Here is a 24,330-nt window from a genome sequence, read left to right as displayed (position 1 = left end):
ACCGAACCAGAATGCCTACATTGAATCATTTAACGGGCGCTTCCGGGATGAATGCCTGAACGAGAACTGGTTCACTAGCCTGTCACATGCCAGGGTCGTGATCGAGACTTGGCGTCGGGAATACAACGAGGAACGACCGAAGAAATCGCTGGGCGGATTAACGCCCGCATCCTACGCCCGGAAACTGGCCGAGAAAGAGCTACATTTACCCCCCGGACTCTAAAGCCCGGTGCTACTGAAGACGGGGGGGGCGTCGGGTGCATGGCAAAGAGTCGGACGTGTTTGCCGATGCCGGGTATCAGGGCGTGGAGAAGCGCGACGACACGCAGAAAATCAGGGCGTGCTGGCTGTGGCCCTGCGCCCGGGCCTGCGTCGCCAGCTTGACAGTGACGCTACAAAAGATGCGCTCATTGAGCGGCTCGAACACGTCAAGGCTAGCATCCGGGCCAAAGTCGAGCACCCGTTCCGGGTGATCAAGCTGCAGTTCGGACACGTCAAGGTGCGTTATCGCGGGTTGAAGAAGAACACGGCGCAGTTGCACACACTGTTTGCACTGGCAAATGTGTGGATGGCTCGACGCCGAATGAAACCGGCAGGCTGATCAGGTCAGAGATGGCGAATCGCATGTCATTCGCGCCATGCTTCACGGGGTTCGCCCAGTGTCCGGCGTGATCGGCAGACGCACCGGTCGCTGAATTGATGCCTCGTCGATATTTACGCGGTTATGCAGACCTTCCTTAGCCACATACGCCTTGCGCCACCGCGTGATTTGCACCTTATCGAAGAGCCCCGCCCTGAAGAACGGGTCCGATTCAATGAATGCCTGCGCTTCGCTTCGCATGTCCGTGTCCACGACGTAGAGACCGCCGCCTAAATCCTTTCCATCATCGGCTAGCTTCGCGCCGCAAGCGAGCAGCATGGACGCATTCTCTGCGAGAAGCTCGAGATGATCGGGACGCGCTTTCATTCGCAGCGACAGGCTATCGGGTTTGTCCCACGTTTCGATTACATATGGCATGTCGTGTCCTCCAGTCAGGCCGCGCGGCAATATTGGCCGCCGTCGCGCTGGTAGTAGGCGAGTTTGTCCTCGTCGATCGGCATGCCGAAGCCAGGGCCCTGCGGCACCATGAGATGGAAATCGCGATATCGGGGTTGAGATACACCCGGTGACCACTTGCAACGGCGCCCCCGTTAGTGGACAAGTCGCCCCGCTGCGAAACGGAAGAGATTTTCCGAGCATATCGAGTGATCAGGTCTCCTTGAACTTTTTCTTTTGAATCACCTGGTATTCACATCATGAATCCCTTGCTAGACGCTGCGGTCTAGGCACTTGCTGTTCATCGACGACAACGGTTACGGCGAAGGCGAGTGGAAGGTACGCAAGCATGGCTGGTCCAAACGTCGCACGTGGCGCAAGGTACATCTGGCAATGGACGCGAACACCGGCCAGATCTGCGCCGTGCTGATGACCCATCAGGACGAAGGCGATGGCGAAGTTCTGCCCGAGTGGCTCGACCAGATTCCCGCTGACACGGCAATCGATACCATCGGTGGCGATGGCGCCTACGACACCAAGGCGTGCCATGCTCAGATTGCGGCGTACGGAGCTGCCCCGTCGATCCCGCCGCGTGAGGGCGCGACGCCGTGGCCAGACCGCACGCCCGGTGCGGCTTGGCGCAATGCTGCCATCGACGCAATCACAAGAAGCAGCCGGCGTGAATGGAAGCAGGCGAGTGGCTACCACCCGCGCTCGCTGGCCGAGACTCTGATGTACAGGCTCAAGATTCTTATGGGCTCCTGCCGGTGGGCTCGCGAGATCTGCTCCCAGGCAACCGAAGCATCGATTCGTGCAGGCGTGCTCAACCGCAAGGCGGCCCTTGTACGCCCGCAGTCCGTCCGCATTGCCTGAGATCGAAACATAGAGGTCACCTTGTATCTACGCCCGATTTATGCAACATGCCACGCACAAGCGTGGCGTGCCGAACATGAGTTCAATCGATCGTCGTCAAAGCGCTTGCGAGTCGCAGTCTTCAGATGCATGCGTAAGGTGCGGCTACGCGTGCATCTCGCCGCCTTTGGCGGCTTGCGGGTCAGATACGTCGATTCCCCTCATTTGAGATCTTCGGCGTATGCAAACGGTGGCGGCTCGACGGTGGAAGAACACGACGCGTTGGACGACCGATCGCCATCCGGAGTCGATGTGAAACGTCGTGTTCTGGATATGTTGGTTGGCTCCAGCAGGCCAATCCTACTTGAACATCACCGGCCGCATTCCTCGGCGGAATTGATCCAAATCAATTCAGTTATGTAGATAAATAATAGTCTGATCACCAGTTGAAATAGTAAAGAGCTACAAGCCGCCAATTCTAACTTCGGTGCGATCATGGCCTTCAATCGACCTGTTCTAAAAGAAATACAGCCTGGTGAAAGGCGCGTGGCAATGACGCCATCAGTTGCGACGCGCGTGCGGCAACTGGGTGCGGGGCTATCCCTCGAGGCGGATGCCGGCATAGCAGCCACGTTTGCGGATTCTGCCTACGGCGATATCCATATTGAAAAAGACGTCGGAAAGCTCGCCGCCTCCGCTGACGTCATGCTCGCTGTGCAGCCGCCGTCGGTCGAGGCGATAAGTGCGCTGAAACCAGGTGCCATCCTGATCTCGTTTCTGCCGGACCCAACCAATCCCGAACTCCCTCGCGCGCTGCGTGAAGGGCGAATTGCAAACTTCGGCATGGACCAGATCCCCCGGATCAGCCGGGCACAGGCGATGGACGCACTGTCGAGCCAAGCCGCGCTTGTCGGCTACTACGCTCCGCTGCTCGGTGCGGTCCACATGCCACGTATCGTGCCGATGATGACGACCGCGGTCGGTTCTCTGCGTGCTGCGAAGGTTCGTGGAATGGGCCTCGGTGTAGCTGGACTCCAGGCAATCGCTACGGCGCACCGGCTCGGCGCAATCACGGAAGGCTACGACGTGCGTCCAGAGGCGCGCGAGCAGGCGCTCTCTCTTGGTGCGAAATTTGTCGATATGGGGGGGCGACGCGCGCGGTCAGGGTGGCTATGCACGTGAGCTGACCGCTGAAGAAAAAGAGCGCGTCGTGCAGGCGCTTGGCAAGCATATCGCAGAAGCCGACATGAGCATCACCACGGCATCCGTGCCGGGTCGTCGCCGATCTACGGCATGCCGATCCTCAATGTGGATCAGGCGCATCAGGTCTTCGTTGTCAAGCGGGGACAGGGCAAGGGCTATGCGGGTGTGGAAAACCTGCTCTTCTACCAGGACAACTGCAACATGGTCTACGGCGATGCACAGGCTGTCTTAAGCCAGATGGTACAGGCGGTCAAGGAAGTAGTTGTCTGAACGCAGCAGAAAATTTCACTTTTTCGAAGGAGCTAGAGATGACCTACGCAACCACCAACCCCTACAATGGCGAGATACTCAAAACCTTTCCGTACGCCACCGATGCCGAGGTCGCCGGCGCTATCGACAAGGCACATGCGGCCTTCCTATCGTGGCGGGAAACGTCCTTTTCGATCCGTGCGGAAATCCTGCAGAAGGCGGCTCAGCTCCTGCGCCGCGACAGCGACGCCTATGCACGGTTGCTGACGCTTGAAATGGGCAAGCTGTTCGCCGAAGCGAAGGCTGAAGTCGAACTCTCGGCACGCATTTTCGAATACTACGTCCGTCACGCGGAAGATTTGCTCAAGCCAGAAAAGCTACCGGTTTTGGATCCGGCAGAAGGCGAAGCGGTGCTTGTCCATGAGCCGCTTGGCGTGCTGCTCGCGATCGAGCCGTGGAACTTCCCCTATTACCAGATCGCCCGCATCATTGCGCCCCAGCTCTCGGCAGGTAACGCGATGCTGCTCAAGCACGCATCCAACGTACCTCAAAGCGCCGCGGCTTTCGAGAAGCTGATGCGCGAGGCGGGCCTTCCGGAGGGAGCCTTCGTCAACCTGTATGCCACCCGCTCGCAGGTGGAGACGATCATCAACGACCCGCGCGTGCACGGTGTTGCGCTTACCGGCTCCGAAGATGCGGGTGCGGTAATCGCCGCGGCAGCCGGCAAGGCGCTCAAAAAGTCGACGATGGAGCTTGGCGGCGCCGACGCGTTTGTGGTGCTTGCCGATGCCGATCTGGAAAAGACGGTCAGGTGGGCGGTGTTCGGCCGACACTGGAATGGTGGGCAGGTGTGCGTATCATCGAAGCGGATGATCATCGTGGACGAAGTCTATGACGCCTTTCTCGACCTCTACCGCAAGGGCGTGGCCGGCTTGAAAGCGGGAGATCCCTTCGCTCCGGAAACGACGCTTGCTCCCCTCTCGTCGCAAACGGCGGCCGACGAGATTAAGCAAAAGATCCGTCAGGCCGTCGAATACGGCGCCTCAGCAGAGCAGGTCGGGCCATCTGTGCCTACGCATGGCGCGTTCGTTCAGCCGACGATCCTGACCGGAATGAGCGACGACAATCCGGCTCGCTACTGGGAATTCTTCGGTCCGGTCTCGATGCTGTTCCGTGCGAAGAACGAGGAGGATGCGATCCGTATCGCCAACGATTCGCCGTTCGGTCTCGGCGGCTCGGTCTTCACGACTGACCTGAAACGTGGCGCGGCAGTCGCCAGAAAGATCTCGACGGGGATGGTGTTCGTCAACCATCCGACCAAGTCCGAAGCCGACCTGCCGTTTGGCGGCATCCGGCGTTCTGGATACGGCCGTGAACTGCTTGGCCTTGGGCTGAAGGAGTTCGTTAACCACAAGCTGATCGATGTCGTCGACATCGACGCACCGTTCTAAGAGCAGTCATTCTCGACCGCGCAAGCGTGGGCTCGTAGCGGTCGGTCATTCATCATTGGTCATGCAGGCGCAATGTCGCTCCGTGACTCGTCCACTTCAGTTTAGGAGTTCTCCATGTCGAAGACCATGAAGGCGGCTGTTGTTCGCGAATCCGGCAAGCCGCTCGCGATCGAAGAAGTCGCCGTGCCCACGCCCGGACCGGGCCAGATACTTGTGAAGATCGCGGCAACCCGGAGTCTGCCACACTGACCTGCATGCCGCCGGCGGTGATTGGCCGATCAAGCCCAACCCGCCCTTCATTCCGGGCCACGTTGGGCATGTAGTTGGGGTAGGTGCCGGCGTGACCCATGCCAGGGAGGGAGATCGCGTCGGTGTGCCCTGGCTCTATACCGCCTGCGGGCATTGCAAACATTGCCTGGGCGGCTGGGAAACGCTGTGCGAGTCACAACAGAATACCGGTTATTCGGTCAACGGCAGTTTTGCGGAGTACGTCGTGGCTGATCCGAACTTTGTCGGGCATCTTCCTGACAATGTATTGTTTGTCGATATCGCGTCGATCCTCTGCGCGGGTGTGACCGTCTACAAGGGGCTGAAGGTGACCGACACGAAGCCCGATGACTGGGTCGTCATCTCTGGCATAGGTGGTTTGGGGCATCTGGCCGTACAGTATGCAAAGGCGATGGGACTGAACGTAATCGCCGTCGACATCGACGACGAAAAGAGGTAGCCCTGCTCGTTCGGACAGTATTCTGAGATTTTTAAGTGGAACGTCAGGGGCGATCATGCTGCCGATTTGATCGCAGGCAGCGTCGCGAAGTATGCCTCATCCGGCGTGCGATCCGTCAGGCTCGAATGGGGCCGCTTCCGGTTATACAGCTCGATGTAGTCGCCGATGGAGCGCCGGGCGTGGCTGACCGACTCATACGCTTTCACGTAGACCTCTTCGTATTTGATGCTGCGCCAGACCCGCTCGACGAATACGTTGTCACGCCAGGCCCCCTTGCCGTCCATCGACAGCCGCACGCCACGGCCCAGCACGGCCTCGGTGAACGCGCCTGCCGTGAACTGGCTGCCCTGATCGGTGTTCACGATGTCCGGCAGTCCGTAGCGGGCAAATGCCTCTTCCAGTGCCTCGACGGCGTGCGAAGCTTCCAGCGTGATGGCAACCCGATGCGCGAGAATCTTGCGGCTCGCCCAGTCCACCACGGCCGTCAGATAGACGAAGCCCCGCGCCATCGGAATGTACGTCGTGTCGAGCGCGAACACCTGGTTGGCGCGCTGGATCTTCATGCCGCGCAGCAGGTACGGCCAGATCTTGTGCTGCGCGTTGCGCCGGCTCGTGTTTGGCTTGCAGTACAGCGCCTCCACGCCCATGCGCTTCATCAGCGTGCGCACGCGGCGGCGACCCACTTCATGACTTTCCCGACGCAGCAGGCGCGCCAGCATCCGTGCCCCGGCAAATGGAAACTCCATGTGCAGTTCGTCGATGCGGCGCATCAGCAGTTGATCGGCCTGGCTGACCGGCTGAGGCTGGTAATACGCGCTCGATCTCGCGATGCCGACGAGTTTCGTCGGTCGCGAAACCGGTAGCGCATGCGCACGGTCGATCATCGCTTTACGCTCAGCAGTCCGGCCTTGCCGAGCGCTCCGGACAAAAAATCATTCTCCAGCGTCAACTGGCCGATCTTCGCATGCAGCGTCTTTACGTCCACGGGCGGCTCAGTTGGCGGCGACCCAGTCGTACCGAACACATCGGCCGCACGCTCCTGCAACTGCCGCTTCCATTCCGTGATCTGATTCGGATGGACGTCGTATTGCTGCGCCAGTTCGGCCAGCGTCCGCTCGCCCTTGACTGCGGCCAGCGCCACCTTCGCTTTGAACGCCGCTGAATGCGTCCGTCGGGTTCTCTTCGTCATTTCTCGGTTCCTTTGCCAGCATTATCGCTGGCTCAGGCCTCGGAAGTTCCACTTATCCGGCTGTCCGATTTTGCGCGGCCACCTCTGCTAGCCTGGCGTCTTTGCCTAAACACAGTCGGCACGCCTATGCTCCCTATCTCGCTGATTAAACAGATAACAGTTCTGTCAACTAGTGCGAGAATACGATAATAAAGTATTATTACGCAATTTGCATCGAAATTTCTATTTCACTCCAATAAAGAATCAAAATTGCTGGCTGCCCACATCGGAATTGTTCCTCTCGTGCATCTGAATACGACTTGGTTTCAATTTCACGCACGACGAAGGTGCATCGCATTCGGAAGAAATGTTTCGCTACCGTGGCAAATCTTAAGATAAAGATCGACGAAGGTCAGTTTCCTGTCAAATATACAGTAGTTTTCCCAGTACGATTTAAATGAGCGCACCAAGTTGACTCATGAATTGGCGGAGGCAATGCAGCGCTAAATGGAGAATTGATCTATAAATATGAAGCAAACGATAGTTTGCTCGAATTTGTGTTGAATTTGCACTTCCGGCATGCTAGCCTGAATTAATAATGCATGAGGGTGATTGGTCACGGTGTTCGAACTTGGTCTCGCGGTAAGGTCGACGAAATTATGGCCATGAATACCAATAATGCTTTCATATCGAGTAGATTTATTTTGGCAATTCAATCCAGCGCCATTTCCAGTGGGCGTGAGTTTTTAAATTATTGCGCGGCTTGTTTTCTCGCCCACCAAACACTTCGGCGGCTTTCATTAATAAATGATCGGCGCCAAGCGAATTGATTCATTTAGGGGTTCTGGCCATTCCTTTTCTGGCGACTAGGTGTGGTCGTGGCACATACCATTTCCGCTTGAATGTGGCAATTATCCAGAGAACAAGGAGTTGACGATGGCTGCGCTTGAAAAGCGTGACTTCGGTCTTGTCGAGGAGATCAATATTTTCTTCAAAAATTGACATATTAAAATAACAGCCCCTGTGGTCCATTGCGTTAACGTGGCCTGCGGAAGCGCCAACAAAACGGCAAAGAAAACTCGAATTATTTAGACGGGGTAAACAGTTCAATTTTAGTCGCATGAGAGGAGCTATGCAGAATTTGGTGAAAAGCATTCTGATTGTGGGTGGAGGAAGCGCGGGATGGATGACCGCCTCCTATCTATCAAAAGCGTATGGCCACAAGGTTAAAATTTCACTGATTGAGGCACCCTCCATTCCAAAAATTGGAGTGGGCGAGGCAACAATTCCGAATCTGCAAAAGGTATTCTTCGACTTTTTGGGGCTAAAAGAGCAGGACTGGATGCCTCATTGCAACGCGTCGTTCAAGTCGGCGATCAAATTCGTTGGCTGGAACACCAAAAGTGATCCAGATGACTATTTCTATCACATGTTCGGGCAATTAAAAGAAGTAAATGGAATTCCTCTTTCTCACTATTGGGCGCACCTGAAAAATACAGGACAGACATCGGAGCAGTTCGCGTACGCCTGTTATAACAAGGCAAAACTGCTCAATGCCAAACTTTCGCCGAAGGATCGCGACGGAAAATCGCGTATGAGCCATGCGTGGCATTTCGACGCCAATCTCGTCGCCAATTACCTCAGAGATCTCGCGGTAAGTTGGGGCGTCGTGCATATCGAGGGCGAAGTCGTCGAGACGCGACTGAATGAAGATGGCGGAATCAAGTCGGTCCGGCTCCAATCGGGCGCTGAGATCGCAGCAGACTTTTTTGTCGACTGCTCAGGGTTCAAGGGGCTTCTGATCAACCAGGCGTTGAACGAGCCCTTCATTGACATGTCGCGATACCTGCTGTGCGATTCGGCGGTTGCGGCGTCGATTACCCACGATGACGAGGCCAACGGTGTCGAACCGTATACATCGGCGATTGCGATGAGCAACGGCTGGACATGGAAGATTCCACTGCTCGGCAGATTTGGATCGGGGTATGTCTATTCGAGCAGTTTCTGCTCGAAAGAGGCCGCGACGGAGGATTTCATGAAGCTCTGGGGTGTCAAGGAAGATCAAGTTAAACTGAACCACATCAAATTCCGCACGGGACGCAACCGGAGAGCGTGGGTCAAGAACTGCGTTTCGATCGGACTCTCGTCGTGCTTTCTCGAGCCGCTGGAGTCGACCGGACTCTACTTTATTTATGCAGCGATCTATCAGTTCGCTCAGCATTTCCCGGATGCTACCCGGGATCCCCGGCTGGCAGACTCGTTCAACAAGAAGATTGAAGTGATGTTCGACGACTGCAGGGACTTCATCCAGACCCACTACTTCACAACCAAGAGAAATGACTCTGATTTCTGGAGGGCAAACAAGCACGACCTCAAGATTTCGGATTCACTGCACGAGAAACTCAGCGCGTATAACGCCGGCCTCGTCGTATGTCCGCCGGTGACGGTAAACGAGAGCGACTATTACGGTAACTTCGATCTGGAATTTTCGAATTTCTGGACCAATAGCAATTACTATTGCATGTTCGCTGGCCTAAATTGGGTACCGGAGAAGTCACACCCCAAGCTCGTATACCACGATGAATGGATGAAAAAAGCACTCACTGAGTTTCAGAATCTCAAGCGGGAAGAGGAGGATTTGTCATCGACGCTCCCCACCACTTACGACTACTTGAAAAATATTCGGGGAACCTACTCCGCTTGATATTATGAGTGCCAATACCATCGCTTTGTATGCCATATTTTGCTTTGCGGGTGCGATCCTGCCTGGACCGACCTCGTTGTTGGCTTGGTCAAACGGCGTCGCGAAGTCAAAGAAGGGAGTTTTCTTTTGTGCCCTCGGTGCCGCGCTATCGGATATGGTAATCATCGGATTGGTGGGGCTCGGTCTAGGAGTGATAATCAAGCTGTACGCGAATGTATTCCAGGCAATACGCTGGGGAGGGTTTGTGTATCTCCTCTGGATTGCCTGGAAGATCTGGAATTCAGATGGACAACTGAGCGAGCGCGATGTGTTGAATCGGGGGAAGCGGGCCGCCAGCGCGCATTTCGTCCGAGGCTTTCTCGTGGCGTTCTCGAATCCGAAGGTGATCGTATTCTTCGTGGCATTCCTGCCACAGTTCATTGATGCTTCTGGGAACCTGCTTTTCCAGTACGCAGTGCTTGCGGTTCTATCGGCGGTGATCGATATCGTCACGATGACGATTTATGCTGGAAGCGGCATGGTGCTAGGATCCCGGCTGGCTAGTTCGTCACTCAAGTGCATAAATAGATCGAGTTCAGTCGCCATGGCGGCGATCGCCATCTTTCTCGTCGTTGAAAAATAAAGTTATCTCGCGTGTGTTCGAGTTTCGATAGCCAATGACAGCATAACGACTCTCCTTTGGTGCGCGAAAACCGAGGGAGGCTCACTTTTATCGTCCCAACTTACCAGACCTGCGACAGAACCGATCCACAATACCGAGAGAACCGCGCCATGAGCGAACCGAGGGCTGTCGTATTTTTTATTAACCCGCCGAACAGCAACGATCTGGATGCGGACAGCGCGGGCGAGGCGAACGACATCGTCGTATCGAAGGGCATTCAACATACCGACTGGGCCAATTTTCCGCATCTCGGCATCCTGTCTCTGGCTTCTTATGTCGACGCGCTGTCGGGTTTCGAAGGCTGTTATGTCGACGGCGTAATTCACCCGCTCGACCGCATCCTCGCGGCTATCCGCGAGCAGGCCGGCCGCACGCTCGCCGTCTGTCTCAGTGCGATCACGGCTAATTACGAAGCCGCGATCCGGATCGCCCTCGCGGTCAAATCCTTCGATCCGCATATCGCGATCGTCGTCGGTAATGATCATTTCACGGCGTTGAGCCGCGAGATTCTCGACCGCCACGGCGAACTGATCGATTGCGGATTCGTCGGCAACGAAGTGTACGGCGGCCTGGTCGATTTCCTGAGAGACTGGCAGCAATCACGTGCAAACAATGTCTATCCCGGTTCGGTTCGCCTGGAATCAGGGCGGATCGTTGCCGATCCGGCAATTCGTGAGGCGGTGAACCGCGTCATCGACTACGGTCTGATCGATCGGACCTTGCCGCATACCGCCGTCTACACCGAGAATTTCAACCGGCGCCTGGGTCAGCGGATCCTGGCGTTGACCGGACGGCAGGTACGCAAGGGCGTGCCTGTCGAAATCGCGCGCGGCTGCATCAAGTTCAGCGGCGACGATGCCTGCTCGTTCTGCTCGATCCAGTACGGCAGCATGTGGAAGAACGAGCTGCCTGCGGACCACGCGTGGTCCGCCGTCCGCAGCGCATGGGAGGCGGGCTACGATTACCTGTACGTGACGGCTGACGAGCTACCGCTCACGTTCGCGCGGCTGATGCTCGACATGGCGGAGTCGCCGCCACAATGGTGGCGCCCATTGCCGGCGGACGCGCGTCCGGTGCTGGTCGGCTACGCGCGCGCGGACGGCATGGAGAAGGAGCAAGTGCTGAAAGCCATGCGTGAAATCGGCTTCCGCATCCTGTTCGTCGGCGTCGACGCAGGCGCCGCGCGTTCGCTGCAGGCGCTCAACAAGCCACTGCGGAACAAGGACCCGGTGGCGGCCGCGCAGCGGATGGCCGACGCTAATTTGCGGGCACTGCACAACGCGCGCACGCATGGCGTGGCGATCAAGGCCGGATTCGTGCTGGGGCATCTGGGGATGAACGAGGAGTTGCTGGAGGAAAACATCGAGACCTACATCGCGTTTCTGAAGGCCGGGCGGGATGTGATCATCAGCGCCGACATCGAATTGCTGTCGCCGGAACCGGGCTCGAAGGATTTTCGCTATCTGACCGATCCGGACGAGGCTGAGACGACGTCGGCCCAATTGGGGCTCGCGATCGGAAACCGCACGCTGCGGCAGGATGTGGCCGATCGTTACCGGAACGTCGATATCTTCGATCGCGAGGCTGCCATCGACGACTATATCGGTGTGTTCATGCCCGAACTGTCGAAGGAGCGGCTCGCTATCGCGCGCGATCGGGTGCGCGGCGAATGCGGCCGGCTCGGCATCGTGATCGGAGACGATCTCTGATGTCGCCCGAGCAAGCGCTGTTCTTCGGCCTGACCTGCATCGGCTTCGGCTTCATTCCGGGCCCGGCGCTGCTGCAGACCGTGTCGTTGACGCTTCAGCACGGGCGGCGGGCCGGCTTCCTGTCCGCGCTCGGCATTCACCTCGGCGCCTTTTTCCAGATCTGCATCGTGGCGCTCGGGGCGGTCGCAGTGCTGAAGACATCGCCGATGCTGTATCACGCGCTCAAGGTGGTCGGCGGCGCCTACCTGGTCTGGCTCGGCATCCAGCGCATCCGCGCGCGCGCCGGGCAGGACGCGGTGATCGACGTGCCGCGCAACGTCGTGTCGTCGAGCGCATTCATCGAGGCGTCGAATCCGAAGTCGGCGCTGTTCTATTTTTCGTTCCTGCTGCAGTTCACCGATTCGGGCGCGCCGCTCGGGCTGGGCTGGCAGTTGTTCCTGCTCGGCGCTTGCGCGAACCTGCTGTTTTCCGCCGCCGACGTGTTCTGCATCCTGCTCGCCCATCCGTTGCGCGCCCGCGTGTCACCGGGCGGCCGGGCGCTGCGGATCGGCCAGTTTCTCGCCGGCACGCTGTTCGTCGTGCTGGGCGTGATCGCGATCGTCGGCGATTAGCGCGGGACCGCCCGCATGGGGCAGCGACAGAGGTACGACTCGTTGAGCGTTTGGTCGAGGATGGATGCGTTGAGCGAAACGCAGGTGCCGATCGGCGTGCGGTGTTCTAATCGCTTACGCAGGCCGGGAGGAGTCTCGCTTGCGCCGTCCTTGACGCGCGTCGAAAAGCCATCGAACCCTTGACCGGTCAACTACCGGAAACACTGCAAGCTGCGTTAATCGCAATTTGTGAGCAACTCCTCAAGCGCATGTCCGTTGATGCGTTGACCTCGATTCGGAACTGCCGACTGTGCGATGAAAAAGCGTGTGACCTTGAACGCTGCCGGGTCGAGAAACAGTTTCAACTCCAGATTTCGTGATGAAGTTGTGTGCCATCCGCCGCAGCACCGCAATGATCCTGACTTTGGTGGCGCCATTGCTGATTACCTTGTTTTTCATGCGGAAGTCAGATTGTTGTAATTCGCCGGAATGGGCCGTAGCTCACATGACGAAGTGGCGCCATTTTGATGAGATCTGCGGCCCCCAGCCCCTTTCTTCTCTACGTCTGCCATGAGCGACGGATGCGTTCACGAATGTCATGCAAGCGTGCGGCGGACTCGTTGGCGAACACAAAGCGCAAATAGCGGTCAGCATCGGGTCCCCAGTTCGTCATCGGCGTCGCGGCGATCTTGCCGTGCTCAAGCAGCAGTTTCGATGCGTGGGGCGGTTCCAGGCCGATGCTGCGGGTATCGATCAGCATCGACCAGCCGCCGTGCGGCCGGATCACGGGTAGGTCGGCGAGCGCGCCCATCAGGAAGTCGCGGCGACGCTCCCATTCTGCCGTCGCAACCGCCACGCCGTCGTCGCTTGCCGTTAGTGCGGCGGTTGCGCCCGGCATGGCGATGCCGACCTGGCACACAACGTTAGATAAGCTCACGAGCCGCACGTCGTTCATGATTGACTCAGGCCCGACGATCCAGCCGACACGCCAGCCGATCATCCGATACTCCTTCGAAACCGCACCGACCGTGATGACGTGTTCTCGCATGCCTGGCAATGCGGCGGGATGTAGGACCTCGCGCCCGTCGAACAGGATGCGCTCCATTGCGGCGTCGTAGATCAGCCAGAGGTTGTAACGTTCGCAATGCTCGGCGATCGCGCGCCATTCGTCGTGAGACACCACGTAGCCGCTCGGCATCGAAGGCGACATGACGAGCAGTGCTTTCGTGCGCGGCCCAATCACGGCGGCGAGGCTGTCGAGGTCGAGTCGCCAGCCGTCAGCGCGCGGCACTAAGCGTGCGAACTTCGGTACGCCACCAGCCAGATGCACACGGTTGATCAAGCCGGCGTAGGTAGGATTTGTCAGCACCACCTCGTCGCCTGGTTCGAGCACGGCCAGCAGCACGTTGAGAATGCCTGCGAGACCGCCGGCCGACACGATGCATTCGCTTGCGGCGTCGTAGGTGGCTCCGGAGCTTCGGCCAACCCGCGTGGCCGCTGCTTCGCGCAGCGCGCGCTGACCGGTGAAGGGCAAGTAGCTATTCGCCGCGTCGTCGTCGATCGCGTCGTGGGTGCTCGCCAGCGCTGCCGCGGGCGGCCGCAGGTCGGTGTCGAGATTCTCGAGCCTTAGAATGTCCGCGTCGCGCAGAGAGTCCGCGGCGGCGCCCACCCGGTCGACGCCGATGCCAGGGATGTTTGTCAGTCTGGATACAGTCACATCAACCTCCGTTAGTGTTTTAATATATTAAAATGAAAAAATTAGCCGATGGCAAGTCTTCTTCGGCGCTGCTCGCCGAGCTCTTGCGCGAACGCATCGCGAACGGCACCTGGGCGCCGGGGACGCAGTTGCGGCAGGACTTAATCGCAAAGGAGTTCGGCACCAGCCACATTCCGGTGCGGGAGGCGTTCGTGCAACTGCAGGCGGGCGGGTTCGTCACTATCGTGCCGAACCGCGGCGCATTCGTGTCCGCGATGACGACCTTCGAGGCCGCGGAGCTGACCGAAATGCGGGTCGCGCTAGAGCTGCTCGCGCTCAATGCGGCGATCGACCGGTTCAGTGCGGAGGACGAAACCGCGGTTTGCGAGATCCTCGCGCGCGACGCGGACGCGCACGAGGTCGAGCACTGGTCGATCGACAACTGGGCGTTCCATCGCGCGATCTATCAGGCGAGCGGTAAGCGGCATCTGCTGGAGACGCTAGAGGCGATCTGGCGCAAGACCGACCGTTATCTGCGGCTAGTCTGGCAGCTTGAGCGCTACCAAAGCCTTTCGCTCGCGGAACATCGTTCGATTCTCGATGCAGTGCTCGCACGCGACCGGCGTGCCGCGAAGCGCCTGACAAAGAGGCACATCGAAGCGGCTGGCATCGTGATGCAGGATGCGCTGCGCGAAGCGCGGCGGGAATGAAGCGGGAGCGGGTTCAGTTTGTAGCCTGGAGGCGCGGGATTTTGAGTCAGCCTGCCGCTTGGCATGACGCGGAAAAGTGATGGTAGAGAGGGAGGAGCAATGAGTGACGAATTCGGGTTTGATGGGTCTAAGGACTCCAAGACGTCGACCAAAGAGAAGCTGGCATCAATTCGGCCCAGTAGCGGACAGGCGAAAGACGCACCGATGGCTCAAATCGATGCTATTGCTGAGTCGCACGGTCGTGCCTGGGTTTGATGATTCGGATTACAGAATACTGGCGCAATCAGAATTGTTGGGAAAACATCCAGTCGCGCGTGAAGAGTCGGCCGCAGTCGGACCTATCCGTGATTTCGTGGGCGAGGCATATCATGAGGTGTAAAAGTCATGGATATGCCGATGAAGAAGAAGAGACAGACGGTAGCCTCGCAGGCAGCGGCCCGTGGGCCGCTGCCTGAGCTGCCGAAGGAACTGCTGGATCAACTGGTCAAGGGGCCGATGTCGCCCGCCGAGGTGCAGGACCTGATGCTGGCGTTCAACAAGGCGGTCATCGAACGCGCGATGGGTGCCGAGATGAATCTGTATCTGGGTTACCCGCCGGGCCAGCCCAAGCCTGTCGGGAAAGTCAACGAGCACAACGGCGCCAGCGGCAAGACCGTCCTCACCGATCGCGGCCCGGTTAGGGTCGAAGTGCCACGTGACCGTGACGGCAGCTTCGAGCCGATCCTGATTCCCTAGCACGAACGCCGTTTCACTGGCTTTGACGAACGCATCATCGCGATGTACGCGCGTGGCATGAGCGTGCGCGAGATTCAGTCGTTTCTGGCCGAGCACTACGGCATCGAGGTGTCGCCGGACTTCGTCAGCACGGTGACCGACGCCGTCATCGATGAAGTGCGCGAGTGGCAGCAACGACCGCTGGAGCCCATGTATCCGGTCGTGTTCTTCGACGCGCTGCGCGTCAAAATCCGCGACGAAGGCGTGGTGCGCAACAAAGCGATCTATCTGGCGCTGGGCGTGCGTCGCGACGGCACACGCGACGTGCTGGGCCTCTGGATCGAGCAGACCGAGGGCGCGAAGTTCTGGTTGCGCGTAGTCAATGACCTGAAGCTGCGCGGCGTTCAGGACATCCTGATTGCCGTGGTCGATGGCCTGAAGGGCTTCCCGGAAGCGATCAACTCCGTGTTCCCGGAAACGACGGTCCAGACCTGCATCGTGCATCTGATCCGGAACTCGCTGGACTTCGCCGGCTGGAAAGACCGGAAATCGGTCGCAGCGGCGCTCAAGGAAGTCTATCGGGCACCGACGGCCGAGGCGGCCGCCGTGGCGCTGGATGCGTTCGACGCGAGCCCGTGGGGTGCGAAATACCCACCGATTGCCGCCCTCTGGCGACGAGCCTGGGATCAGGTGATTCCGTTCTACGCCTTCGCGCCTGACATCCGGAAAATTGTATATACGACCAACGCCATCGAGTCGCTGCACATACAGCTTCGGAAGATCATCAAGGCGCGGGGCCACTTCCCGTCGGACGAGGCCGCACTCAAACTGATCTGGCTGGCGCTGCGCAACGTCGTGGCGAAGTGGACTGGCTCCCGGCACGATTGGAAGAGTGCCATGACCCAGTTCGCACTGCTTTACCCGGAACGATTCAACATTGGAGTCTGAATCTCAACCCGCCTCACACACGGAATTCCGGATACCTCCCCGCTTACAGTCAGGAAAACACGGTGCTAGCAGTATCACTGGATGCTGCTAGTACTCTTGTGAACACCGCTAGCAGTCGTTGTGAACGCCTACAGCTGAAACTCAAATAGCCCGGTCCGTAACACTCCTATGAGCCACGGGCGAAAGCCAGAACACCAGCCCTCGCCTTGATCCCGATGGATGACTGGTGCAGACCAGTTCTGCAACCAGATGAGCGAAAAACCGGATGCATGCTCATGCGCGTCGACGTCGTGCGGGTGGGTTGAATCGCTTCAACTGGACAGGATAGCCCTGGGAGGAGACTGTTATCTCTTGATCTTGGCCTTTCAATGGATAACACAATTCCTTCGCCGGTAAGTCATTGAAAAGTCGGCTCGGTTTTTAGGCGCAACCGGTCGATGGTCCGCGTCACGGGCACGCGCCGCAAGATGCCGCGGCGCGCGCGGCAGAAACACGCGGCCACGGCGGGCCTCGGTCAGATGGTGCTCAGCGCGTCGCGCTTCTTGCGCACCGATGCCGTGGTGATGGGCGTGGTGCTGATCGCCGCGATTGCGTGGCTGTTCGATCTCGGCATGCGCGCGCTGAAGCGCAGGCTCGTGCCGTGGAAGGGAAAACAGTAGGGCGTTACCGATTCACTTCGCTCACGCGCTTCGCAAGCAGACACAGGATTTCATACATCAGCGTCGCGCCGACCAGCGCGGTGTTGCCCGTCTGATCGTAAGGCGGCGATACCTCGACCACATCCCCGCCGACCCAGTTGAGCCCGTCGAGACCGCGCAGCAGCGCCTGTGTCTCGCGGGTCGTTAGCCCGCCGACTTCCGGCGTGCCCGTGCCCGGCGTGAAAACCGGGTCGAGCCCGTCGACATCGAGCGACAGATAAACGGGCGCATCGCCAACAATCCGCCGCGCTTCGGCAGCGACTGCCGCCGGCCCAAGCTCATCAAACTCTTCGATAAAGACGACGCGCATACCGTGATCGAGCGAATAACGCCAGCCTTCGTCCGAATTCTGCGCGCCTCGAATGCCGATCTGAATCGTGCGCTTCGGGTCGAGCAGGCCCGCTTCGACCGCACGGCGAAACGGCGCGCCGTGCGTGAATTTGGAACCTTTGAACGCATCCCAAGTATCGGTATGCGCATCGATATGCACCAGCGCGATCGGCTCGCACGGCGCCAGCGCCTGAAAGATCGGATAGGTGATGGAATGATCGCCACCTGCGGTCAGCGCGAGCTTGCCGGCGCGGAATACCGGCTCGAAGAAGCGGCGAATGTCGTCGTGTGCGCGTTCGAGATGGTAGAGATCGGTGAACGGCACATCGCCGATATCGGCGACGCGGCAGGCGTCGAACGGATTGAAGCGCGTGACGTGATGGATGCCACGCATCATCGTCGACATATTGCGAATTTCGCGCGGACCGAAGCGTGCGCCTGGACGCGCGGTGACGCCGCCGTCGAACGGCACGCCAGCGAGCGCGATGTCGAACGTGTTCAGGTCCGTGCTGAACGGCACGCGCATAAAAGTCGGGATGCCCGCGAAGCGCGGCTGCTGCATCTGGCTGAGGTCGGTTCCCGTCATGTCTTGCTCCCGGTTGGCGTGTTCGTGTGTATCAGAAGGTGGGCGGGGTGTTGATCCACAGCACGCGCGTGATGCAGTCGCCAGGGTTGCGGTAGCTGTGCGGCTCGGTGCTCGGGAAGTAGAAGGAATCGCCCGCCTGCAATCGGTAGCATTCGCTGCCGAGCGTCAGTTCGAGTTCGCCTTCGAGCACGTAGCCCAGTTCTTCGCCTGCATGGCTGATCTGCTCGTCGCTGCGCGCGAGCGGTTCGAGCACATGGATATCGCCTTGCAGCAGTCGCCCCGGACCCGGCACGACGATCCGTTCCAGGATAATCGAACTGGCCGCACGCGCCTGTTTGCCCGACGTCTGCGCGCCGGGAAAGCGCACGGAAGGCCGCTCGCTAGCGCGCTGTATGGGCGCGACGTTCGCGACCGGACCGGACACCAGCGCGGCGATGTTCGTGTCCAGCGCGAGCGCGAGCCGGTGCAAGGTGGCAAGCGAGGGCGTCGCGTGACCGCCCTCGACCTTCGACAGCAGACTCTCCGAGCAGCCCGCCTGTTCCGCCAGCGCCTTGAGCGTCAGCTGTTGCACCATGCGGGCGTGCCGTAGCCGCGTGCCGAGTCCTTCGGCGGCCGAGCCTTGCGCAGATTGGGAAGCAGCCGCGCGCGGAGCGGGCGCGGCGCGCCGCGGTACCGCAGAGGTAGGTTTGCGGGAAGCGCCGTTGGCGGTCGTGGGGGGGGGTCTTGTGGCCACGTGTGCGTTCTATCGATCAGCGTAAGAGAGCGGTTGGGCGAGTATCAGGCGAGAACCGTGAACTCGACTTCGACCGGGTTGTGTGCGTTGATGGGAATGATATCCTGCGGGCACGCCGACATCACGACGACACAATCCATCACCGCCTTGATGTCCACATGATCGCCCGCTTTCGACACGGGCGGTAGCCAGTCGATCGTGTAATCCGGCTTGACGGGGATGTTCATCCACAGGTTGAACGGCTGCGGCACCTCACGCGTGCGCAGGCCGATTGCCTTCAGCGCAAAGCGCAGATTGTCCGCGCAGTTGTCGTGATAGCTCTCCACGCCCAGATTCTTGTAGCGATACAGATCGCACGCGGCGATCAGCGTGTCGTGCACGCCCGGCGATGTGTCCGCAACCAGTTCGGCAATCGGACGACGGTGATTGGTCACGAGCGGATCGCCCGGCTGCGGAATGATCTTGTCGATAAACGCGCGGGTGTGCTCGAACGAGAGGAACTCGTTCAGATGCGTGGCATTGAAAATCCACGTATCGCAGACCTGTGTGCCGTGCGGGTTCGAAATACGGATGGTTTGTCCGGCTTTCACACGCACCGCGCGGCCGCAGCGCGCGGGCACCGTGTAGGTCTTGCCGGGTTCGGGCGTGCCGTCGGCGGAAATCGGTTTGTGCAGCGTGGCGTTCTGGCCAAGTTCGTTGCCGTTGTCGTCGGTCGCGTGCGTATGGGCATGTGCGTGGGTGGTACTCATCTGTGTTCCTTGTCAGTCGTTGCAAAGCGTGGTGAGGGTGTGTGCGAGCGCGCGGGCGCCCAGCACGAGATGACGGGCATCCTGGCTTCAGCCGGGTTGTGGCTGATGCCGTCGCGGCTTGGCACGAACAGCATCGCCGTCGGGCAGTGCTGCGCGAGATACATCGCGTCGTGAAAGGCGCCCGACGTGAGGCGTAACGCCTGAGCGTCGAGCGCGCGGCAGGCATCGTCGATATGCGTGAGCACTGTTGCGTCGAAACGCACTGGCGCGTGTGCGAAAAGCGGCTTGATGTGCGCACTGTGGCGCCGCGCGCATGCGGCAACCAGCGCGTCGAACGCGTCGAGCACGTGCGCGTCGGGATGACGGAAATCGACGGAAAACGTCACGTCGGATGGAATCGTGTTGATCGAATTCGGCGTCACGCTCCAGCGTCCGAACGTGACGCGTGTGTGTTCGCCGCCCAGTGACGCAGCGATTTCTTCAATCGACGCACGCAGCGTGACGGCAAACGTCATCGCGTCGCGACGCATCGACATCGGCGTGGTGCCCGCATGCGCGGCGACGCCTTCACAATGGAATTCGTACCAGCGCACGCCCTGTATGCCGGTGACGACGCCGAGCGGCACGTCCGCGTTCTCCAGTTGCGGACCTTGCTCGATATGCAGTTCGACGAACGCATGCGCGGGCTTCGAGCCGTCGCACAACTGCAGTTCGGGCAAAGCTCGCCGATGGCTTTCCAGTGCGGCACGCAGTGTGACGCCTTCGGCGTCGGCAGCATCGAGGTATGCCTCCGTCCGCGACGGTTCGATATAGGCGCTCGATCCCATTGCCCCGGGCGCGAAGCGCGTGCCTTCCTCGTTGGTCCAGATCGCTACTTCGAGCGGCCGGCGCGTGCGGATGCCCGCATCGTTGAGCGCGGCGATGCATTCGAAACCGGCGAGCACGCCATAGCAGCCGTCGAGTTTGCCGCCCGACGGTTGCGTATCGATGTGGCTGCCCGTCACCACAGCCGGTGCATCATCGATGCCAGCACGACGGATGAACAGGTTCGCGCATGCGTCAGTGGACACGGTGCAGCCCAACGCGTGCGCCAGTTCAATCAGATAACGGCGTGCATCCAGATCCGTTGCACTCAGCGGGGGGCGGTTCACGCCGCCGTCTGAGCGTGCGCCAAAGGCGGCGAGCGTTTCGATCGACGCGAGCAGCCGTGAATCGTCGATATGATTTGCGGCGCGCAATGCATCTTCTGTGCGCATCATGACGACGCTCCCGACGTTTGCTCCGCACTGTTTGCCGTAGTAACGCTCAGGCTGCGATCGAACCACGGCTTCAGAAACTGCTGCAGGCGAGCCGTGCGCGAATTGCCGAACAGTTGTGCAGGCGGCCCCGACTCGACAATCTGACCGGCTTCCATGAACACGACCTTGTCGGAAATCTTCGCGGCGAAGCTCATTTCGTGCGTCACCATCACCATCGTCATGCCGTCCTGTGCAAGCGATCGGATCACGTTCAGCACTTCTTCGACCAGTTCGGGATCGAGCGCTGAAGTCGGCTCGTCGAGCAACATCACTTCCGGCTCGATGGCGAGCGCGCGTGCAATGCCGACGCGTTGCTGCTGCCCGCCGCTCAGTCGCGCCGGATAAACATCTGCCTTATGTTGCAAACCGACGCGCGCAAGCGCCGTTTGCGCTTTTGCACACGCATCAGCGCGGGGCATTTTCTTGGCCAGCACGAGTGGCGCGGCGACGTTGTCGAGCACGCTCATGTGCGGCCACAGATTGAACTGCTGAAATACCATCGAAACCGGGCGCCGCACTTCAGCGATGCTCGCCTCGCTGTCGCCGTCGCGCGCCGTGCGGCCTGTGGAGCGATAGCCAAGCAGTCGTCCCTTGATCCACACTTCGCCTTCATCATAGGCTTCGAGAAAGTTCATGCAGCGCAGCGCCGTCGTTTTGCCCGAGCCGGACGGCCCGATCAGCGTGACGATTTCGCCACGCATCACGTCGAGGTCGATGCCCTTGAGCACGCGGGTTGCGCCGTACGATTTGCCGACGGCGCGCAGCTTGAGGATAGGTTGAGCGCTCATGAGGCTTTATTTGCGTCGTTACGCAGGAAAGGAATCATCGACGTCGAGCGCTGTGCGAGCAGCGACACGGCCTGGGTGAGCAGCCAGTAGCTCACGATCAGCAGCGCATACGGGCCGATATAGGTGTAAGTGGACGCGACGATGTCGCTTGCCGTCATCGTCAGTTCGGGCACGGTGATAATCGATGCCACTGCGCTTTCCTTGATCACGAGAATGGTCTGGTTCGCGAGCAGCGGCACCGCGAACGCGAGCGCCTGCGGCAACTCGATCGCACGGAATGCAGCCCAGCGGCTCACGCCGAAAGCCTCCGCGGCTTCTAGCTGACCGCACGGCACGCTGGCCCACGCCGCGCGAAAAATCTCCGCGAAATAGGCGCTGGCGTAGATCGCGAGCGAGACGACTGTCGCTTGAACGGCTGTCATCGTGATGCCGAAGACGGGCAGGCCGAAGTAGGCGATCATCAGTTGCGACAGATACGGCATGCCGCGTATCAACCAGACGAACACGCCGTAGGGCGCGGCGAGTACGCGTGTGTATCGCAGGCGCAATGCGTTGATTGCGAAACCGCCGGCCACACCGAGCAACACGGCAATCACACTGACTTCGAGCGTGACGAGCATCGCGTCGGCGAAACGTGGAATGAGAGCGAGCAGATTATCCATGCGATTGACTCTCCATCATGCACGCGACGCCATGCGGCGCTCGTAGCAATGCGCGGCGAAGGACAGCAGCGTCGTGATCGCCAGATAGGAAAGCGCAGCACATGTGTACACCTCGAGCGGGCGATACGTCGACGACGACAGTTGCTGGCCGACGCGCATCAGATCCGTCACGGAGATCACCGACACCACCGCCGTCGCCTTGACGATATCGATCGTCTCCGACACGAGCGCGGGCAGCGTCGCGCCCACCACCTGCGGCACTTCGATATGCCACAGCACCTGACGGCGCGTCAGATTGAACGTGACGGCAGCTTCGATCTGTCCGCGAGCGATCGCACGAAAGCCCGCGCCGAGAATCTGCGACTGATATGCGGCGGTGTTCATCGACAACCCGATTGCCGCTGCTACGATGCCAGGCACGGCGAGTCCCAACGCCGACGGCACGTAATACATCACGAGCAGTTGCGCGAGTACGGGCGTGCCGCGAAACACGCTGACGTAGATACGTGCGCCGTTTGAGAGCAGCCGGCTGTCGCTGGCCGACATCGTGTAGATGAAGATGCCGGCAAAGAAGCCGCAGAACACGGCGGCCGTCGACAGCCAGAGCGTAGTCAGCGCGCCGTCCAGCAGTTGCGGCAGATAGCCGGCGCAGCGTGCGAGCAGATCGGGAGCGTTCATGTGTCGGTACGCGGCGCGTCAGATCGAAGGCGCGGGAACGGAATCGACAGGAACGTCCATCGTCGAACCGAACCATTTTTCCTGCAGCTTCTTCATCGTGCCGTCGCGATTCGCGCGTGCGATGCCGTCACTAAAGAGCTTGACGAGCGCAGCGCTGTCGCTGTCCTTGCGCGCGACCCACGCGAAATAGCTCTTCGGGCCGATCGTTTGCCGCAGCAGCGTGAACACGCCGGGGCGCGACTTCATCAGCGGCCCGAGGTTGGCTACCGATTGCGTGACGGCGTCGAGACGGCCGACGGCAAGGTCGGCATAGGCTTCGTCGAACGCGACGTATTGCTTGATCTGCTTGATGCCGGGGCCGCCTGCATCCTTGAGCTTCTTGTCGAGCGCCTGCAATGCCTGCAACTGCGCCGAGCCGGTCTGCGAGCCGACGATCTTGCCGTTCAGATCCTCAGGTGACTTGATGCTGGTGTCGCCGTTGCGCAGCAGCACGCCCGTGGTCGCATCGGCGACCGGCACTGTGAACGCGAAGTGGCTGACGCGGTCCTTGTTGACGGTTACGGCCGTCACGACGATGTCGAAGCGCTTTGCGTCGAGGCCAGGCAGCAGCCCCTGAAACGGCAGGTCGAGCTGTTTGACCTTCACATCGGGCAGCGACTTCAGCACATAGGCCATCAGGTCCGCGTCGTAGCCGACGATCTTGCCGTTGTCGACGTATTCGAACGGCGCGTAGCGGGCCTCCGTCGCGATGGTGATTTCCTTGTTGGACTTGATGCGTGCCAGCAGATCGTCCGACTGCGCCCGGCTGGCCGTGGCGCTCACGAGTGCGAGCGCACCGAGCAACGAGAAGACCAGACTGCGGAGAGGCTTGTTCATGACACTTCCTTCTGAAAGGCCCGTGGCCGATTATGAAAGTTAAGAGAATTTAATTCAAGTTACGTGAATGATGTTCATTAAGCATGAGGCATGCCATGCGGTGTAGGCCAGCCGGGCGTGGAGCGGGGCATACGCGATGCACCGATGCGGTGAGCTTTCTGACGATCGGGTCCGCGCGCGGCGCACGATGCACCGCACTGGGGAAGTGGCGACGAAGCCGGTGTCGCAATTGGTCGAATCGGTGTCGCGCTGGCATCGAAGAAACGTAGGCGCCCTTGCGAAACTGTAGTGCAGCTTGTCGATGCAGAAGAGTCGCGATGCTATCGGATGGGCTCGACGTGAGCAGTAGACGGCAGCGACAGCGCCACGCTCCATGGCAGCAGTTCGTCGATGCGGTTGACCGGATGGTCGGCGATGTGGTAAAGCACGTAGGCGAGATATGCCTCGGGATCGAGACCGTTCAAGCGCGCAGTGCCGATTAGGCTATACATAGCCGCAGCGCGTTCACCGCCGG

The 24,330-nt window shown here is 59.7% G+C and carries 20 protein-coding genes and 7 pseudogenes; 14 read left to right on the top strand and 13 right to left on the bottom strand.

The features are described 5' to 3' along the window. On the top strand, window positions 1–223 hold a 223-nt coding region (locus BFF94_RS36140; protein ID WP_219140425.1), incomplete at its 5' end, for an integrase core domain-containing protein. Window positions 224–298: 75 nt separating this feature from the next. Here BFF94_RS36140 and BFF94_RS38520 read toward each other — a convergent pair. Further along, window positions 299–493 (bottom strand): hypothetical protein, encoded by a 195-nt coding sequence (locus tag BFF94_RS38520; protein ID WP_372454371.1) that lies wholly within the window; start codon window positions 491–493, stop codon window positions 299–301. On the opposite strand from BFF94_RS38520, the pseudogene BFF94_RS38515 reads away from it, so the two are divergent. Continuing rightward, window positions 422–601: pseudogene (locus tag BFF94_RS38515) on the top strand (transposase); the annotation flags it as partial. The gene BFF94_RS38520 and the pseudogene BFF94_RS38515 sit on opposite strands and share 72 nt — an antisense overlap. Before the next feature lie 141 nt (window positions 602–742). Here the strand turns inward: BFF94_RS38515 and BFF94_RS36130 are convergent. Beyond that, window positions 743–1,018, bottom strand: a pseudogene (locus tag BFF94_RS36130) (YciI family protein); the annotation flags it as partial. Between the two features lie 336 nt (window positions 1,019–1,354). Between BFF94_RS36130 and BFF94_RS36125 the strand changes: the two are divergent. The 5 genes and pseudogenes from BFF94_RS36125 to BFF94_RS36105 form a co-directional block, all read left to right on the top strand. Then, window positions 1,355–1,909: pseudogene (locus BFF94_RS36125) on the top strand (IS5 family transposase); the annotation flags it as partial. Between the two features lie 474 nt (window positions 1,910–2,383). Beyond that, window positions 2,384–3,070, top strand: coding sequence for a Rossmann-fold NAD(P)-binding domain-containing protein (locus BFF94_RS36120; RefSeq protein ID WP_246637495.1), 687 nt, complete (start codon window positions 2,384–2,386; stop codon window positions 3,068–3,070). 111 nt (window positions 3,071–3,181) lie between these two features. Continuing rightward, on the top strand, window positions 3,182–3,361 hold the full coding sequence (locus tag BFF94_RS36115; protein ID WP_246637494.1) for an NAD(P)(+) transhydrogenase (Re/Si-specific) subunit beta: 180 nt from the start codon (window positions 3,182–3,184) through the stop codon (window positions 3,359–3,361). Window positions 3,362–3,399: 38 nt separating this feature from the next. Beyond that, a complete protein-coding gene (locus BFF94_RS36110; RefSeq protein WP_128850079.1) occupies window positions 3,400–4,791 on the top strand; it encodes an NAD-dependent succinate-semialdehyde dehydrogenase in 1,392 nt (463 codons plus the stop codon). A gap of 114 nt (window positions 4,792–4,905) precedes the next feature. After that, window positions 4,906–5,512 (top strand): annotated as a pseudogene (locus BFF94_RS36105) (alcohol dehydrogenase catalytic domain-containing protein); the annotation flags it as partial. 59 nt (window positions 5,513–5,571) lie between these two features. Here the strand turns inward: BFF94_RS36105 and BFF94_RS36100 are convergent. Further along, window positions 5,572–6,707 (bottom strand): IS3 family transposase gene (locus tag BFF94_RS36100; RefSeq protein WP_372454370.1). Its coding sequence is split into 2 segments (ribosomal slippage): window positions 5,572–6,452 and window positions 6,452–6,707, totalling 1,137 coding nucleotides; the frame shifts between segments, so codons are not numbered across the junction. 1,111 nt (window positions 6,708–7,818) lie between these two features. On the opposite strand from BFF94_RS36100, the gene BFF94_RS36095 reads away from it, so the two are divergent. The 4 genes from BFF94_RS36095 (at window position 7,819) to BFF94_RS36080 (ending at window position 12,371) form a co-directional block, all read left to right on the top strand. Next, the gene (locus BFF94_RS36095; protein ID WP_128850083.1) at window positions 7,819–9,390 is read left to right on the top strand and encodes a tryptophan halogenase family protein; all 1,572 of its coding nucleotides are present in this window, start codon (window positions 7,819–7,821) and stop codon (window positions 9,388–9,390) included. A 4-nt stretch (window positions 9,391–9,394) separates the two neighbouring features. Beyond that, window positions 9,395–10,012: a LysE family translocator gene (locus tag BFF94_RS36090; protein WP_128850085.1), complete on the top strand. Its 618-nt coding sequence runs from the start codon at window positions 9,395–9,397 to the stop codon at window positions 10,010–10,012. 149 nt (window positions 10,013–10,161) lie between these two features. Continuing rightward, entirely contained in the window at window positions 10,162–11,760 is a 1,599-nt protein-coding gene (locus BFF94_RS36085) for a B12-binding domain-containing radical SAM protein (protein ID WP_128850108.1), read from the top strand. Continuing rightward, window positions 11,760–12,371, top strand: coding sequence for a LysE family translocator (locus BFF94_RS36080; RefSeq protein ID WP_128850087.1), 612 nt, complete (start codon window positions 11,760–11,762; stop codon window positions 12,369–12,371). The genes BFF94_RS36085 and BFF94_RS36080 overlap by 1 nt, the downstream gene beginning before the upstream one ends. Before the next feature lie 538 nt (window positions 12,372–12,909). Here BFF94_RS36080 and BFF94_RS36075 read toward each other — a convergent pair. Continuing rightward, window positions 12,910–14,067: a pyridoxal phosphate-dependent aminotransferase gene (locus BFF94_RS36075; RefSeq protein ID WP_128850089.1), complete on the bottom strand. Its 1,158-nt coding sequence runs from the start codon at window positions 14,065–14,067 to the stop codon at window positions 12,910–12,912. A gap of 32 nt (window positions 14,068–14,099) precedes the next feature. Between BFF94_RS36075 and BFF94_RS36070 the strand changes: the two genes are divergently transcribed. From BFF94_RS36070 to BFF94_RS36060, 3 genes and pseudogenes are all read left to right on the top strand, one after another. Beyond that, window positions 14,100–14,756 carry a GntR family transcriptional regulator gene (locus BFF94_RS36070; protein WP_128850091.1) on the top strand — a complete coding sequence of 219 codons (657 nt, stop codon included), beginning with the start codon at window positions 14,100–14,102 and terminating at the stop codon, window positions 14,754–14,756. 390 nt (window positions 14,757–15,146) lie between these two features. Next, window positions 15,147–16,418, top strand: a pseudogene (locus BFF94_RS36065) (IS256 family transposase). A gap of 479 nt (window positions 16,419–16,897) precedes the next feature. Further along, window positions 16,898–17,077, top strand: a pseudogene (locus tag BFF94_RS36060) (taurine ABC transporter permease); the annotation flags it as partial. Window positions 17,078–17,081: 4 nt separating this feature from the next. Here BFF94_RS36060 and speB read toward each other — a convergent pair. From speB to BFF94_RS36015, 9 genes and pseudogenes are all read right to left on the bottom strand, one after another. Then, the gene (speB, locus tag BFF94_RS36055; protein WP_128850093.1) at window positions 17,082–18,032 is read right to left on the bottom strand and encodes an agmatinase; all 951 of its coding nucleotides are present in this window, start codon (window positions 18,030–18,032) and stop codon (window positions 17,082–17,084) included. 31 nt (window positions 18,033–18,063) lie between these two features. Beyond that, window positions 18,064–18,606 carry a helix-turn-helix domain-containing protein gene (locus tag BFF94_RS36050; RefSeq protein WP_246637493.1) on the bottom strand — a complete coding sequence of 181 codons (543 nt, stop codon included), beginning with the start codon at window positions 18,604–18,606 and terminating at the stop codon, window positions 18,064–18,066. Window positions 18,607–18,809: 203 nt separating this feature from the next. Further along, window positions 18,810–19,514, bottom strand: a complete 705-nt coding sequence (locus BFF94_RS36045; RefSeq protein ID WP_128850097.1) for a DUF1989 domain-containing protein — start codon at window positions 19,512–19,514, stop codon at window positions 18,810–18,812. Window positions 19,515–19,526: 12 nt separating this feature from the next. Then, window positions 19,527–20,773: pseudogene (locus tag BFF94_RS36040) on the bottom strand (M20 family metallo-hydrolase). Next, a complete protein-coding gene (locus tag BFF94_RS36035) occupies window positions 20,770–21,600 on the bottom strand; it encodes an amino acid ABC transporter ATP-binding protein (protein WP_128850100.1) in 831 nt (276 codons plus the stop codon). Before BFF94_RS36035 ends, BFF94_RS36040 begins: the two are co-directional and overlap by 4 nt. Then, window positions 21,597–22,262: an amino acid ABC transporter permease gene (locus BFF94_RS36030; RefSeq protein WP_128850102.1), complete on the bottom strand. Its 666-nt coding sequence runs from the start codon at window positions 22,260–22,262 to the stop codon at window positions 21,597–21,599. Before BFF94_RS36030 ends, BFF94_RS36035 begins: the two co-directional genes overlap by 4 nt. A 15-nt stretch (window positions 22,263–22,277) precedes the next feature. Then, on the bottom strand, window positions 22,278–22,940 hold the full coding sequence (locus BFF94_RS36025; protein ID WP_128850104.1) for an amino acid ABC transporter permease: 663 nt from the start codon (window positions 22,938–22,940) through the stop codon (window positions 22,278–22,280). Window positions 22,941–22,958: 18 nt separating this feature from the next. After that, window positions 22,959–23,816 (bottom strand): transporter substrate-binding domain-containing protein, encoded by an 858-nt coding sequence (locus tag BFF94_RS36020; RefSeq protein ID WP_128850106.1) that lies wholly within the window; start codon window positions 23,814–23,816, stop codon window positions 22,959–22,961. Between the two features lie 320 nt (window positions 23,817–24,136). Continuing rightward, window positions 24,137–24,330, bottom strand: a 194-nt coding sequence (locus BFF94_RS36015; protein WP_219140423.1) for a transposase domain-containing protein, incomplete at its 5' end; no start/stop codon positions are given.

Origin of the sequence: Burkholderia catarinensis, from assembly GCF_001883705.2 — a bacterium.
GTDB lineage: Bacteria > Pseudomonadota > Gammaproteobacteria > Burkholderiales > Burkholderiaceae > Burkholderia > Burkholderia catarinensis.
Note: the sequence above shows the minus strand (reverse complement) of the source record. Positions and strands in the feature narration are given on the sequence as shown.

Coding starts and splice junctions, on each gene's coding strand:
- BFF94_RS36045 (WP_128850097.1), bottom strand. CDS start 19,514: ATGAGTACCACCCACGCACATGCCCATACGCACGCGACCGACGACAAC.
- BFF94_RS36120 (WP_246637495.1), top strand. CDS start 2,384: ATGGCCTTCAATCGACCTGTTCTAAAAGAAATACAGCCTGGTGAAAGG.
- BFF94_RS36050 (WP_246637493.1), bottom strand. CDS start 18,606: ATGGTGCAACAGCTGACGCTCAAGGCGCTGGCGGAACAGGCGGGCTGC.
- BFF94_RS36090 (WP_128850085.1), top strand. CDS start 9,395: ATGAGTGCCAATACCATCGCTTTGTATGCCATATTTTGCTTTGCGGGT.
- BFF94_RS36110 (WP_128850079.1), top strand. CDS start 3,400: ATGACCTACGCAACCACCAACCCCTACAATGGCGAGATACTCAAAACC.
- BFF94_RS36085 (WP_128850108.1), top strand. CDS start 10,162: ATGAGCGAACCGAGGGCTGTCGTATTTTTTATTAACCCGCCGAACAGC.
- BFF94_RS36030 (WP_128850102.1), bottom strand. CDS start 22,262: ATGGATAATCTGCTCGCTCTCATTCCACGTTTCGCCGACGCGATGCTC.
- BFF94_RS36080 (WP_128850087.1), top strand. CDS start 11,760: ATGTCGCCCGAGCAAGCGCTGTTCTTCGGCCTGACCTGCATCGGCTTC.
- speB (WP_128850093.1), bottom strand. CDS start 18,032: ATGACGGGAACCGACCTCAGCCAGATGCAGCAGCCGCGCTTCGCGGGC.
- BFF94_RS36035 (WP_128850100.1), bottom strand. CDS start 21,600: ATGAGCGCTCAACCTATCCTCAAGCTGCGCGCCGTCGGCAAATCGTAC.
- BFF94_RS36020 (WP_128850106.1), bottom strand. CDS start 23,816: ATGAACAAGCCTCTCCGCAGTCTGGTCTTCTCGTTGCTCGGTGCGCTC.
- BFF94_RS36095 (WP_128850083.1), top strand. CDS start 7,819: ATGCAGAATTTGGTGAAAAGCATTCTGATTGTGGGTGGAGGAAGCGCG.
- BFF94_RS36115 (WP_246637494.1), top strand. CDS start 3,182: ATGCCGATCCTCAATGTGGATCAGGCGCATCAGGTCTTCGTTGTCAAG.
- BFF94_RS36025 (WP_128850104.1), bottom strand. CDS start 22,940: ATGAACGCTCCCGATCTGCTCGCACGCTGCGCCGGCTATCTGCCGCAA.
- BFF94_RS36070 (WP_128850091.1), top strand. CDS start 14,100: ATGAAAAAATTAGCCGATGGCAAGTCTTCTTCGGCGCTGCTCGCCGAG.